The sequence below is a fragment of the Pseudomonas sp. SDO5532_S415 genome, from assembly GCF_054071155.1.
The window spans coordinates 1-12,894 of sequence record NZ_JBSVWS010000027.1 but is presented as its reverse complement, the minus strand read 5'-3'; the positions used below and the strand labels follow the sequence as shown (position 1 = coordinate 12,894).

11 protein-coding genes are annotated in these 12,894 nt (G+C 58.7%); 8 read left to right on the top strand and 3 right to left on the bottom strand.

Features of this window, described 5'->3' with window-relative positions; genetic code table 11:
- Positions 1 to 59: 59 nt before the first annotated feature.
- Positions 60 to 1,514 (top strand): catalase, encoded by a 1,455-nt coding sequence (locus ACW9HW_RS09805; protein WP_095197170.1) that lies wholly within the window; start codon positions 60 to 62, stop codon positions 1,512 to 1,514.
- A 148-nt stretch (positions 1,515 to 1,662) separates the two neighbouring features.
- Entirely contained in the window at positions 1,663 to 2,127 is a 465-nt protein-coding gene (bfr, locus tag ACW9HW_RS09800; RefSeq protein ID WP_095197171.1) for a bacterioferritin, read from the top strand.
- Positions 2,128 to 2,235: 108 nt separating this feature from the next.
- Here the strand turns inward: bfr and uvrA are convergent, their stop codons facing one another.
- Complete coding sequence (uvrA, locus tag ACW9HW_RS09795; protein ID WP_095197172.1) at positions 2,236 to 5,070, bottom strand: excinuclease ABC subunit UvrA; 2,835 nt, start codon at positions 5,068 to 5,070, stop codon at positions 2,236 to 2,238.
- Positions 5,071 to 5,261: 191 nt separating this feature from the next.
- Here uvrA and ACW9HW_RS09790 point away from each other — a divergent pair, with 191 nt between their 5' ends.
- From ACW9HW_RS09790 to ACW9HW_RS09780, 3 genes are all read left to right on the top strand, one after another.
- The gene (locus ACW9HW_RS09790; RefSeq protein WP_095197173.1) at positions 5,262 to 6,659 is read left to right on the top strand and encodes an MFS transporter; all 1,398 of its coding nucleotides are present in this window, start codon (positions 5,262 to 5,264) and stop codon (positions 6,657 to 6,659) included.
- A 9-nt stretch (positions 6,660 to 6,668) separates the two neighbouring features.
- Complete coding sequence (locus tag ACW9HW_RS09785) at positions 6,669 to 7,184, top strand: single-stranded DNA-binding protein (protein WP_095197174.1); 516 nt, start codon at positions 6,669 to 6,671, stop codon at positions 7,182 to 7,184.
- Positions 7,185 to 7,343: 159 nt separating this feature from the next.
- Positions 7,344 to 8,186: an AraC family transcriptional regulator gene (locus tag ACW9HW_RS09780; RefSeq protein ID WP_095197175.1), complete on the top strand. Its 843-nt coding sequence runs from the start codon at positions 7,344 to 7,346 to the stop codon at positions 8,184 to 8,186.
- A gap of 89 nt (positions 8,187 to 8,275) precedes the next feature.
- Here ACW9HW_RS09780 and ACW9HW_RS09775 read toward each other — a convergent pair whose 3' ends face one another.
- On the bottom strand, positions 8,276 to 8,776 hold the full coding sequence (locus tag ACW9HW_RS09775) for a YkgB family protein (protein ID WP_457399650.1): 501 nt from the start codon (positions 8,774 to 8,776) through the stop codon (positions 8,276 to 8,278).
- 245 nt (positions 8,777 to 9,021) lie between these two features.
- Positions 9,022 to 9,576 (bottom strand): cysteine hydrolase family protein, encoded by a 555-nt coding sequence (locus ACW9HW_RS09770; protein ID WP_095197177.1) that lies wholly within the window; start codon positions 9,574 to 9,576, stop codon positions 9,022 to 9,024.
- A gap of 102 nt (positions 9,577 to 9,678) precedes the next feature.
- Here ACW9HW_RS09770 and ACW9HW_RS09765 point away from each other — a divergent pair, with 102 nt between their 5' ends.
- The 3 genes from ACW9HW_RS09765 to ACW9HW_RS09755 all read left to right on the top strand — a co-directional run bounded on the left by ACW9HW_RS09765 (position 9,679) and on the right by ACW9HW_RS09755 (position 12,829).
- Positions 9,679 to 10,671: a GlxA family transcriptional regulator gene (locus tag ACW9HW_RS09765; RefSeq protein ID WP_095197178.1), complete on the top strand. Its 993-nt coding sequence runs from the start codon at positions 9,679 to 9,681 to the stop codon at positions 10,669 to 10,671.
- Positions 10,672 to 10,971: 300 nt separating this feature from the next.
- Positions 10,972 to 12,081 (top strand): DUF3182 family protein, encoded by a 1,110-nt coding sequence (locus ACW9HW_RS09760; protein WP_457399647.1) that lies wholly within the window; start codon positions 10,972 to 10,974, stop codon positions 12,079 to 12,081.
- Entirely contained in the window at positions 12,071 to 12,829 is a 759-nt protein-coding gene (locus ACW9HW_RS09755) for an alpha/beta hydrolase family protein (RefSeq protein ID WP_095197180.1), read from the top strand. Before ACW9HW_RS09760 ends, ACW9HW_RS09755 begins: the two co-directional genes overlap by 11 nt.
- Positions 12,830 to 12,894 lie beyond the last annotated feature (65 nt).

The window sequence follows — 12,894 nt, the reverse complement described above, 5'->3', positions numbered from 1 at the left end:
TCAATACTTCCTTTCAGCCGTTTAGCCGGCAGTTCAAGACTGACAAAGGAAGAGATCGCATGAGCCAGAATAAAACGCTTACCACCGCCAGTGGCGCTCCTGTCGCCGACAACCAGAACTCCCGCTCCGCTGGCCCTCGTGGTCCGCTGCTGCTCGATGACTTCCACTTGATCGAGAAACTGGCTCACTTCAACCGTGAAAACATCCCTGAGCGTCGTGTGCATGCCAAAGGTTCGGGTGCCTACGGGACGTTTACCGTGACTCGCGATATTACCCAGTACACCAGCGCCAGGCTGTTCGAATCTGTCGGCAAGCAAACGCCAACATTCCTGCGCTTTTCCACCGTGGGTGGTGAGCGCGGTTCGGCTGATACCGAGCGCGATCCCCGTGGCTTCGCGTTGAAGTTCTACACCGAAGAGGGCAACTGGGACATCGTGGGTAACAACACCCCAGTGTTCTTTATCCGTGATCCGCTGAAGTTTCCCGACTTTATCCACACCCAAAAACGTCTGCCGCAAAGCAACCTCAAAAGCGCTCAGGCGATGTGGGATTTCTGGTCACATTCTCCCGAGGCTCTGCATCAGGTCACGATCCTGTTTTCGGATCGCGGCATCCCTGATGGTTACCGCCACATGCACGGTTTCGGCAGTCATACCTACAGTCTGATTAACGCCAGCGGCGAGCGTCACTGGGTGAAATGGCACTACAAGACTCAGCAAGGGATCAAGAATCTGGCACCGGCAGACGCTGCACGCCTGGCCGGTACTGATCCGGATTACGCTCAACGCGATTTGTTCGAAGCCATTGAGCGCGGTGATTTCCCGAAATGGAGCGTGTGCATCCAAATCATGACCGAAGCCCAAGCCGAAGCGCATTATGAGAACCCTTTCGACGTCACCAAGACCTGGTCACAGAAAGAGTTTCCGTTGATCGAAGTGGGTGAACTGGAGCTGAATCGCAATCCGCTCAACTATTTCGCTGAAGTCGAGCAAGCCGCTTTCGGCCCTAGCAATATGGTGCCGGGCGTGGGCTTGTCGCCGGACCGCATGTTGCAAGGGCGAGTGTTCGCTTATGCGGATGCTCATCGCTACCGTGTTGGCACTAATCACCAGCAACTGCCGGTGAACGCCCCGCGGAGTCCGGTCAACAGCTACCAGCGCGATGGTTCGATGGCGTTTGGGAGCAATGGCGGCGCCGCGCCGAATTACGAGCCGAACAGTTATGTCGATTCGCCGAAGCAGGCACCTCGTTACGCTGAGCCTGCACTGGCTTTAAGTGGTGCGGCTGATCGCTACGATCATCGCGAAGATACGGACTATTACAGCCACGCTGGTGCGCTGTTCCGCCTGATGAGTGGCGAGCAGAAAGCGTTGCTGGTTGGCAACATTGCTGGAGCGATGGCGGGTGTATCCAGTGACGTCGTCGACCGTCAATTGCAGCATTTCTTCAGGGCCGACCCGGCGTATGGAGAAGCAATCGCAAAGCTGCTCAACGTACAGCTTAACGAAGTCTAAATGAGAAGCAGAACCGCCCTTAATTGGGCGGTTTTTGCGTTATTTCAGCTGCTTTTCTCAGATTATCTTCGCTTTTATTGCGTCTGCCGAGTGACGTTATGGCCAGGTTGGTTCAAACTATAACTTTCAAGCAGGGAGATGTAGGGCGATGCAAGGCCACCCAGACGTTATCGATTACCTCAACACGTTGCTGACCGGCGAACTGGCCGCGCGTGACCAATATTTCGTTCATTCGCGGATGTATGAGGACTGGGGATTCACCAAGCTCTACGAACGAATCAATCACGAGATGGAAGAAGAAGCAGGTCATGCTGACGCGCTGATGCGTCGGATCCTGATGCTGGAAGGTACACCTCGCATGCGCCCTGACGATCTCGATATCGGTACCACAGTACCGGAGATGCTCGAAGCGGATCTGCGTCTGGAGTACAAGGTGCGTGCCGCACTGTGCAAAGGTATCCAGCTATGCGAGCAGCACAAGGATTACGTCAGCCGCGAAATGCTGCGTGTACAGCTCCACGACACCGAAGAAGATCACACGTATTGGCTGGAAAAGCAGTTGGGTCTGATCAAGTTGATTGGTCTCGAGAACTACCTGCAATCTCACGCTTGATTCAGCAGTATTCGTAACTGCTATCGCGAGCAAGCATTGCTCCTACAGGCGGACACAAAAAAGCCCCTGTCACTGATGAAGTGACAGGGGCTTTTTCATGGACTGGAGTCAGGCCCGGTCGCGTTCCAACAGCGGTTTGAGGTAATACCCGGTGTGAGATTGCTTCATCTCGGAGACTTCTTCCGGTGTACCGACGGCGATGATCTGACCGCCCTTGGAGCCGCCTTCCGGCCCCAGGTCCACCAGCCAGTCAGCGGTCTTGATCACATCCAGGTTGTGCTCGATCACCACCACTGTATTGCCGTGGTCGCGCAGTCGATGCAGCACGTCTAGCAATTGCTGGATATCCGCGAAGTGAAGACCGGTTGTAGGTTCGTCGAGGATATACAGGGTCTTGCCGGTATCCCGCTTGGACAGCTCACGGGACAGCTTGACCCGCTGAGCCTCACCCCCTGACAGGGTGGTCGCCGATTGCCCCAGCTTGATATAGGAAAGGCCCACGTCCATCAGCGTCTGAAGCTTTCGCGCCAGGGCAGGCACCGCATCGAAAAACTCCCGGGCTTCCTCGATGGTCATCTCGAGGGTCTCGTGAATGCTTTTGCCTTTGTACTTGATCTCAAGGGTTTCACGGTTGTAACGCTTGCTCTTGCAGACGTCGCAAGGCACATAGATGTCCGGCAGGAAGTGCATCTCCACCTTGATCAGGCCATCGCCCTGGCAGGCCTCGCAGCGGCCGCCCTTTACGTTGAAGGAAAACCGCCCGGGACCATAACCGCGGGAGCGGGATTCCGGCACGCCGGCGAACAGCTCGCGAATCGGCGTGAACAATCCGGTGTAGGTGGCCGGGTTGGAGCGTGGTGTGCGACCGATCGGGCTCTGGTCGATGTCGACGACTTTATCCAGATGCTCCAGGCCCTTGATGCTGTCGTGGGCAGCGGCTTCCAGCGTCGTAGCACCATTGAGCGCCGTGGCACTCAATGGAAACAGCGTGTTGTTGATCAGCGTCGATTTACCCGAGCCGGACACACCGGTCACGCAGGTCAGCAGGCCGATCGGAATATCCAGATCGACATTGCGCAAGTTGTTGCCGCGGGCGCCTTTGAGCGACAACGACAGCTTCTTGTTGCGTGGCGTACGTTTAGCCGGAACGGCAATTTTCACCCGGCCCGAGAGGTACTTGCCGGTGAGGGAATCCGGATGCGACATCACCTCGGCAGGCGTGCCTTCGGCAACGATATGCCCGCCATGGACGCCGGCGCCCGGCCCGATATCCACCACGTAGTCCGCCAGGCGAATCGCATCTTCGTCGTGCTCGACCACGATCACCGTGTTGCCGATGTCGCGAAGGTGCTTGAGTGTGCCGAGCAATCGGTCGTTATCGCGCTGATGCAAGCCGATCGATGGTTCATCGAGAATGTACAGAACGCCAACCAGGCCGGCGCCGATCTGGCTGGCCAGACGAATGCGCTGAGCCTCGCCACCGGACAGCGTATCTGCGCTGCGATCTAGCGACAGATAGTCGAGGCCGACGTTGACCAGAAACTGCAGACGCTCACGGATTTCCTTGAGGATCTTGTCAGCAATCTCGCCACGGCGGCCGGTCATCTTCAGCTCACCGAAGTAATCGCAGGCATCGCCGATCGGCAGGTTGGTCACTGCCGGCAGGGTTTTCTCGCCGACCCATACGTGCCGTGCTTCCCGTCGCAGACGAGTGCCACGGCAGTCCGGGCAGGATTGGGTGCTGAGGAACTTGGCCAGTTCTTCGCGGACCGAAGCCGACTCGGTTTCGCGGTAGCGACGTTCCAGGTTCGGTACGATACCTTCGAACGGGTGTGAGCGTTTGACGATATCGCCACGGTCGTTCAGGTATTTGAAATCGACGTTTTGCGAGCCGCTGCCGTGCAGGATGTTCTTCTGCTGATCGGCTGGCAGTTCGTTGAACGGCACTTCCAGACTGAACTTGTAGTGGGAGGCCAGCGAGCCGAGCATCTGGAAGTAATAGACGTTGCGCCGATCCCAGCCGCGGATCGCCCCTTCGGCCAGGGTCAACTCACCGTTGACCAATCGCTTGATGTCGAAGAATTGTTTCACCCCCAGGCCATCGCAGGTCGGGCAGGCGCCGGCCGGGTTGTTGAAGGAAAACAGCTTTGGCTCGAGTTCACTGATCGCGTGGCCGCAAATCGGGCAGGCGAAGCGCGCGGAGAAGATCATCTCTTCCCCCGGCTCATCGTCCATCGGCGCCACCAATGCGATGCCGTCCGCCAGCTTCAGCGCGGTCTCGAAGGATTCGGCCAGACGCTGTTGCAGGTCGGCGCGCACCTTGAAGCGATCGACCACTACATCGATCGTGTGTTTTTTCTGTTTATCGAGCTTGGGCGCTTCGTCCAGTTCATAAAGCTTGCCGTTGATACGGGCACGCACGAAGCCCTGGGCGCGAAGCTCTTCGAAGACTGACAGGTGTTCGCCTTTGCGCTCGCGGATGACCGGGGCCAGCAGCATCAGCTTGCTACCCTCCGGTTGGGCGAGGACCAGGTCGACCATCTGGCTGACGGTCTGCGCTTCCAGCGGAATGTCATGGTCCGGGCAGCGCGGGATACCCACACGCGCATAGAGCAGACGCAGGTAGTCATAGATTTCAGTGATGGTGCCGACGGTCGAGCGCGGGTTGTGCGAGGTCGACTTCTGTTCGATTGAAATTGCTGGCGACAAGCCTTCGATGGTGTCGACGTCAGGTTTTTCCATCATCGACAGGAACTGGCGGGCGTAGGCCGACAGCGATTCGACATAGCGGCGCTGGCCTTCGGCATACAGTGTGTCGAAGGCCAGGGACGACTTGCCGGAGCCGGACAGGCCGGTGATGACGATCAGTTTGTCCCGTGGCAGGGTCAGGTCGATGTTCTTCAGGTTGTGGGTTCGGGCCCCACGAATCAGGATCTTGTCCAAAGTGGCCTCGCTCGGCGGGCGTCGAAAACGTAGGAGTATACGGCCAAATACTGGATGGATGCACACTATCGAATGATGACATTACGGGCTTTGATGAAAGGTCTTTCATCTGCACGCGGCAAAGCGTCGCGATATACCCTGCCAATCGATGGGACTGGTAGAATCGCCGCCGGTTCACATGAGGTTTTTCCATGCACGATCCCCACAGCGAACGCATGAGTGGCAGCGAGACCCGCGCGGCGAGCGGTCTGGCCCTGGTGTTCGCCTTCCGTATGCTTGGCATGTTCATGGTGTTGCCGGTCCTGGCGACCTATGGCATGGACCTGGCGGGAGCGACCCCGGCCCTGATCGGGCTGGCGATTGGCGCTTACGGCCTGACCCAGGCCATTTTCCAGATTCCTTTCGGCTTCATTTCCGACCGCATAGGCCGTCGCCCGGTGATTTACCTGGGCCTGGTCGTTTTTGCTCTCGGCAGCGTACTGGCGGCCAACGCGGACTCGATCTGGGGTGTGATCGCCGGACGTATCCTGCAAGGCGCCGGGGCGATTTCCGCCGCGGTCATGGCCTTGTTGTCGGACTTGACCCGTGAGCAGCACCGAACCAAGGCCATGGCCATGATCGGCATGACAATCGGCCTGTCGTTCGCTGTCGCGATGGTTGTCGGCCCCTTGCTCACGCGTGCTTTCGGCTTGTCCGGGTTGTTTCTCGCCACGGGCGGCATGGCATTGGTCGGCATTGTGATTGTGATGTTCATGGTGCCGCGCTCCACTGGCCCGTTGCAGCACCGGGAGTCCGGCGTCGCGCGCCAGGCGTTGATACCGACGCTGAAGCATCCGGACCTGCTGCGTCTGGACCTGGGCATTTTTGTATTGCACGCCATGTTGATGTCGAGCTTCGTTGCCTTGCCGCTGGCACTGGTGGAAAAGGCCGGATTGCCCAAGGAGCAGCATTGGTGGGTGTATCTGACGGCACTGCTGATTTCTTTCTTCGCCATGATCCCGTTCATTATCTATGGCGAGAAGCGACGCAAAATGAAACGAGTTCTGCTCGGCGCCGTCGTGACGCTGATGCTCACTGAGCTATTCTTCTGGCAGTTCGGCGACAGCTTGCGGGCTCTGGTGATCGGGACGGTGGTGTTTTTCACCGCGTTCAATCTGCTGGAAGCTTCGCTGCCATCGCTGATCAGCAAGGTTTCACCGGCCGGCGGCAAAGGCACGGCGATGGGGGTTTACTCCACCAGCCAGTTCCTTGGATCGGCACTGGGCGGGATCCTCGGAGGCTGGTTGTTCCAGCACGGCGGTTTGTCGGTTGTGTTCCTGGGGTGCGCCGGTCTGGCTGCCCTCTGGCTGGTCTTTGCTGTTACCATGCGTGAACCTCCCTACGTGACAAGCCTGCGCTTGCCATTGTCGCCCGAGGCGATCCGCGAAGCGGGTCTGGTCGAGCGCCTGAAGGCCGTCGTAGGGGTAACAGATGCAGTGATAGTCGCCGATGAGGCGGCCATTTACATCAAATTGGACACCGAACTATTGGATCGCACCACCCTTGAAAGCCTGGTGAACAACCCGGCCGGGGCAGCGTGCGTAGCCTAGGAGAACGTAATGGCCCGTGGGGTTAACAAAGTCATATTGGTCGGCACTTGCGGCCAGGATCCTGAAGTTCGCTACCTGCCGAACGGCAACGCCGTGACCAACCTGAGTCTGGCGACCAGCGAACAGTGGACCGACAAGCAAACCGGTCAGAAGGTCGAAAAGACTGAATGGCACCGAGTGTCGATGTTCGGCAAAGTCGCAGAAATCGCCGGCGAATACCTGCGTAAAGGTTCGCAGGTCTACATCGAAGGCAAGCTGCAGACCCGCGAGTGGGAAAAAGACGGTATCAAGCGTTACACCACCGAAATCGTGGTCGACATGCAAGGCACCATGCAACTGCTGGGCGGCCGTCCACAGCAGGGCGACCAGCAAGGCGGGGGCAATAACTACCAGCAGTCCGCGCCACGCCAGCAGGCTCCGCGTCCACAGCAGTCGGCGCCACAACAGTCGCGCCCGGCTCCACAGCAGGCCGCTCCACAGCCGGCTCCGGATTTCGACAGCTTTGATGACGATATCCCGTTCTAAAAAATAGCTTCGAGCCAAACAAGGCCCGGCATTCCGTAAGGATGCCGGGCTTTTTGTTGTCAGCATTTCATCCGGGCGCCCGCTGCAAATGGCTGCAACTGGAGCAAGAACGCGCGCTAATATGATGCTAATCGTCTATTTCTGAGCGCGGGTTTGCCCATGGACCGTCTGTCTACGTTGCTGTCCCAGTTCGGCGTGCGCGCGAACCTGTTCTTCAGCGGCAAGCTTTGTGGAATATCGTCATACGATGGCGCCGAACCGCGCGGTCATGTTCACCTGCTGCAGGCAGGCACCCTCACACTGAAAGTTCCGGGGGCGGGCGACATGCTGCTTGCCCGGCCCAGTCTGATTTTTCTGCCTCGTCCCAGCCGCCATCAACTGATCGCAGACGAGTCCGAGGGCGCCAAATTGTTGTGTGCATTGCTGGAGTTTGACGGTGGCGCCAGTAACCCGATATCTGCATCGCTTCCCGATTTCCTGGTGCTGTCCCTGGACGAGTTGCCGCTGTTGGCCGATACGCTGAAATGGTTGTTCAGTGAAGCCGCAGGCGGACATTGCGGCAGGGAAGCCGTGCTTGATCGTTTGTTCGAACTGTTGATCATCCTGCTGCTCCGGCATCTGCTCGACCACCATCAGTTGAGTACGGGAATGATGGCCGGACTGGCCGACTCGCGACTGTCCCGCTCCCTGATACAGATGCACAACGCACCTCAACGGCCCTGGTCAGTTGCAGAGTTGGCGAATGAGTCGAACATGTCCCGCGCCGCTTATGCGGTGCATTTTCGCTCTGTTCTGGGGCAGACCCCGGCGGATTACCTGCTGAGTTGGCGGATCAGTCTGGCGCAGAAACGCTTGCGAGAAGGGCGACCGATCACGCTGATCGCTGACGAGGTCGGCTATGAAAGTCCTTCGGCGCTTGCCCGTGCGTTTCGGCGCAAGACGGGCTACAGCCCACGGGACTGGATGAAGTCCCTGACGGGGGAGGGGAGTGAACTTCTTTGATGAGGTAGTCCGTTGTTTGAAGCGGAAATGGAAAATGGCCTGAAAACATCAAACTGTTTTCAGGCCATCTCCACTCTGAAGATTTCAGCTCAAGACCTTTCCAATTTGGTCAAGGAATGGCCCGCTACGAAGATGGAAGCGGCAAGCAATCCAAGGTCCTTGAGGAGGAATTGACCGGGCGCAACACTGATGGCCGGGAAGCCAAGACCAGGTTCAATCACGCCTGGCGTGGAGAACATGAAGCTCAGTGTCGTAATGAACAGCCCCGCAGACAAGGCGCCGCCGATCAACGAAAGCTTCGGTGACAGCAGGCGACCTGCGATCAACACACCGATCGAGACCTCAAGAACACCCAGCAGAGCGGAAAACAGATCCACGTTGAAGATGTTGTACACCCATCCCAGCAATGGGCTGTTACTCACCAGCGGAACCAGCCCTTCTGCTTCGTAGTGGGTGAACTTCATGCCGCCGAACCAGAAGTAGATAACGGCGAGGGCGAAGTAGATGCCGTAGGTGCCGAGCGCCATGGTGCTGACGCCGAGGGATGTTTTTTTCGACAAGCTGTCGGTACTGATATTCATCGTGTTCATTGTTCAGGCTTCCAGTGAGTTCGGTTCAAAAGTTAAGTGCGTAAAACAACCAGGCAAACAGTTGGTGCGGTATCTCCTGAACCCCCGCGGTTTACGTTGGGAGTGGAGTTATTGTTGTCCGTGGCTTAACGCATAAGGGTTCTGGCGGTATTGCGTTCAGTGCAGATCGTCCAAACCCACCGGCAAAAAAAAAGCCCATGGCGTTCGAGGCCATGGGCTTTTTCGTTTTTGCTCTGGATCAGCGGTTACTGGGCGTTCGCGAGAAACTCGTCAGTGGACACCACGTTGGCGTAGGCAAAACCCAACGCAGACATGAACGCGGCGTGTACATGGGCTGCCGGCACGGTCAGTCCGTTGAACTCCAGGTCACGGGAGGCACAGGCGTCGTGGATCACCGTGACGCTGTAACCGAGGTCGTTGGCGGCGCGGGTGATGCCGTCGACGCACATGTGGCTCATGCTGCCGACAACCACCAGTTCCTTGATGCCTTGCTGGTCGAGGATTGACTGCAGTTCGGTTTCGCGGAACGAGTTGACGAAGTGCTTGAGCACCACCGGCTCATTGCCTTGGTTGAGGACTTTGGGGTGCAGCTTCGCGCCTTCGGAGCCGGGGGTGAAGAACGGTGCGGCGTCGGAAGTGAACTCGTGGCGGATGTGCACCACCGAATCACCGGCCTGGCGAAAGGCCTTTAACAGGCGGACTGCGTTGTCCGCAGCGGCATCGGCGCCGACCAGCGGCCACTTGCCTTGGGGGAAGTAGTCGTTTTGGATATCGACTACGATGAGTGCTTGCTTGGCCATGACTGTTTCCTCGAAGTGCGGTTTGGGTGTGGAATGAAGTATTGGCTTTGGCAGACCGTCCGGGGATTGGCCGCACCGACAATAGAAGGGGGAAAACTGACAATGGACGCACAAAGGGCAATTGCCGAATTGGGCGTGTTGATCTATCCCGGCGCGCAGATGGCGGCGGTGCATGGGTTGACTGATCTGTTCGGGGTGGCCAACCGGATCGCCGCCGAGCATCAGGTCGCACACTTGCCACTGTTGCGGGTCAGCCATTGGCGAGTGGAAGGCGATCACCCGCCCGCCCGGGTCTACGACAGCCATCCCGCTGCGGACGGCGCACTGGTGGCGGTACTGATTCCGCCGTCGATTGCGGGGTTCTCAGAAGGCCAGGCACCGCAGGCGCTGATTCACTGGCTCAGGCAGCAACATGCCCAGGGTGCAACTCTGGGCGGCGTCTGTGTGGGCTCGATTCTGTTGGCCGAGAGCGGTCTGCTCGACGGCCGTAGCGCCACCACCCACTGGACCTCGGCCAAAGCCTTCGCCGAACGTTACCCGGCGATCAAGCTCAAGGCCGATACGCCCATTGTCGATGACGGCGACCTGATCACCACGGCGGGGCTGATGGCCTGGTCCGAACTGGGGCTGCGCCTGGTGGATCGCCTGCTGGGGCCAAGCATCGCCACCGGCACCGCGCGTTTTCTGGTGGTGGAGCACAGCGACAGTGCCAGTGAATGTGGCAGCAACTTCGCGCCGATCCTCAGCCATGGCGATGCTTCGATTCTCAAGGTGCAGCACTGGCTGCAAAGCACTGGCGCCACCGATGTGTCACTGACGGCAATGGCCGAACGGGCAGGGCTGGAGGAGCGCACGTTCCTGCGCCGCTTTCGCGCGGCGACCGGGCTCAAGCCCACGGAGTACTGTCAGCACCTGCGGGTCGGCAAGGCTCGGGAAATGCTCGAGTTCACCAATGGCACCATCGATCACATTGCCTGGACCGTGGGCTATCAGGACCCAGGGGCGTTTCGCTCGACGTTCAAGAAAATCACCGGGCTGGCGCCGAGTGATTACCGGACGCGGTTTGGGGTGACACCAATCGCCGCATCCCGATAGTCGAAACACCGCAAATCTTTTGTGGGAGCGCCTGCTCGCGAAAGCGGTGGGCCAGCCGACATCAATGTTGAATCACTGACCGCATTCGCGAGCAGGCTCGCTCCCACAGGGAAAATCCGTCTGGTCTTGAATCGTGCAAAATGCCAGAGTCTTGAAGGTTGTCGTGCAGAATAAAACGACGCGCAGCCATCACTGATTATGTAACCGGCTGATTTGAATATCGTTCCTCCTCTACCGCGCTTGGCCTGATCCCTGCACCCCTTCAACTACATTCATCCAGCACCGATTGAAGGGGGATGCATGACCCCAACAAACCGCAAGAAACTGGTGGTTGCCCATTCGGTGCACCCCGACGCGCCATTGCATGAAATCGAAACCAATCGCGCGCTGGCCAAGTGGCTGGCGCAAATCCTCGGGCTCAAGTTCGGTGGCAGTTACGACCCGGAGCAGCATCGCGGTCGAGACATTTACCTGCTGCCGACCCAGACGCTGGTGGGACCCGAAGCCGCGCGGCAACTGGGAATCAGGGGGCCGGAGGATTTATGGGGCGGTTACGTCGAACATGACTTCATCTGCACCAAAGCCATCAGCCACGGCTTGTTGAACCGCCATGCCCATGCGCCGAAAGGCTGGGCACCGCTGTTTTCCGAACGGGTACGTGGTGTCGTGCTCGATGGCCTCAGCGTGTTCTCCCTTGATGATGCACGACCCGCTGCGGAGCATTTGCTTTACAACGGCCCGATCCGTCTCAAGCCGATTCACGCCTGCGCCGGGCGCGGTCAGGAAGTGATCAAAAGCCTCGACCAGTTCGACGAAATGCTCGCCCGGCCCGAGGTCAAAACCCTGTTCACTGAAGGCGTGGTGTTGGAGCAGGACCTGGATCAGGTGGTCACCCACAGCGTCGGCCAGAGTTTCATCGGCGACAAAGTGCTGAGTTACTGCGGTGAACAATACTTGACCAAGGACGCTGAAGGCGAAGAGGTCTATGGCGGCTCTGATTTGCTGGTGGTGCAGGGTGACTATCACGACCTGTTGGCGCTGGATCTGCCTGATGGCGTGCGGTTGGCGATCAAGCAGGCGCAGGTATTCGACAGCGCCGCGGATGAAGCCTATCCGGGTTTCTACGCCTCGCGGCGCAACTACGATATTGCCCAGGGCGTGGCCAGTGATGGCAAACACCGCAGCGGCGTACTCGAACAATCCTGGCGCATGGGCGGTGCCAGCAGCGCCGAAGTGGCCGCTTTGCAAAGCTTCGTCAATGACCCGCAAATGCGCGCGATCCGTGTGTCTTCGGTGGAAACCTACAGTGACCAGCCGCTGCCCGCAGACGCCATCGAGGTGTATCGTGGTCCAGCGCAAAACAGTGATTTCCTGCTCAAGTACGTAACGGTCAAATCCTATGACGGCTAGAAGCGAAAGCATTCAAATCGACATCGATGATGAACAGATGAGCGGGACGTTTCTCAGTCCCAAATCGAAGGTCCCCGGCGTGTTGTTCGTGCACGGTTGGGGCGGCAGTCAGGAGCGGGACCTGGAGCGGGCCAAAGGCATCGCCGGCCTGGGTTGTGTCTGCCTGACTTTCGACCTGCGCGGGCATACCGGCGGCACTGGCATTCCGCTGACCCGGGTGACCCGTGAAGACAACCTTCGCGACCTGCTGGCGGCCTACGATCGCCTGCTCGCGCATCCGGCGCTGGATACCTCGGCGATTGCCGTGGTCGGCACCAGCTATGGCGGCTACCTGGCCTCGATCCTCACGTCGCTACGCCCTGTGCGATGGCTGGCGCTGCGGGTGCCGGCGCTGTATCGCGACGAACAATGGCACACGCCCAAGCGTGATCTGGACAAGCTCGACTTGCGCGATTACCGCAGTACGTTGGTGCGCGCCGACAACAATCGGGCACTGCATGCCTGCTCGCAATTTACCGGCGATGTGTTGTTGGTCCAGTCCGAGACCGATGACTACGTGCCCCACGCGACCATCATGAGTTACCGCGCGGCGTGTCAGCAGACCCACTCATTGACGCACCGGATTATCGACGGTGCCGATCATGCGCTGAACGATCCCGTTTCACAGCAGGCCTACACCTCGATCCTCGTGGGCTGGATCACGGAAATGGTGGTGGGTGAGCGGTTGAGCATTATTCAGTCCAAATGATTTTGTGGTGTCAGTCATGACGCCTTCGCGAGCAGGCTCGCTCCCACAGGAGAACGCATTTCAAC

Coding starts and splice junctions, on each gene's coding strand:
- ACW9HW_RS09770 (WP_095197177.1), bottom strand. CDS start 9,576: ATGGCCAAGCAAGCACTCATCGTAGTCGATATCCAAAACGACTACTTC.
- ACW9HW_RS09790 (WP_095197173.1), top strand. CDS start 5,262: ATGCACGATCCCCACAGCGAACGCATGAGTGGCAGCGAGACCCGCGCG.
- ACW9HW_RS09755 (WP_095197180.1), top strand. CDS start 12,071: ATGACGGCTAGAAGCGAAAGCATTCAAATCGACATCGATGATGAACAG.
- ACW9HW_RS09765 (WP_095197178.1), top strand. CDS start 9,679: ATGGACGCACAAAGGGCAATTGCCGAATTGGGCGTGTTGATCTATCCC.
- ACW9HW_RS09785 (WP_095197174.1), top strand. CDS start 6,669: ATGGCCCGTGGGGTTAACAAAGTCATATTGGTCGGCACTTGCGGCCAG.
- ACW9HW_RS09775 (WP_457399650.1), bottom strand. CDS start 8,776: ATGAACACGATGAATATCAGTACCGACAGCTTGTCGAAAAAAACATCC.
- ACW9HW_RS09780 (WP_095197175.1), top strand. CDS start 7,344: ATGGACCGTCTGTCTACGTTGCTGTCCCAGTTCGGCGTGCGCGCGAAC.
- ACW9HW_RS09760 (WP_457399647.1), top strand. CDS start 10,972: ATGACCCCAACAAACCGCAAGAAACTGGTGGTTGCCCATTCGGTGCAC.
- ACW9HW_RS09805 (WP_095197170.1), top strand. CDS start 60: ATGAGCCAGAATAAAACGCTTACCACCGCCAGTGGCGCTCCTGTCGCC.
- bfr (WP_095197171.1), top strand. CDS start 1,663: ATGCAAGGCCACCCAGACGTTATCGATTACCTCAACACGTTGCTGACC.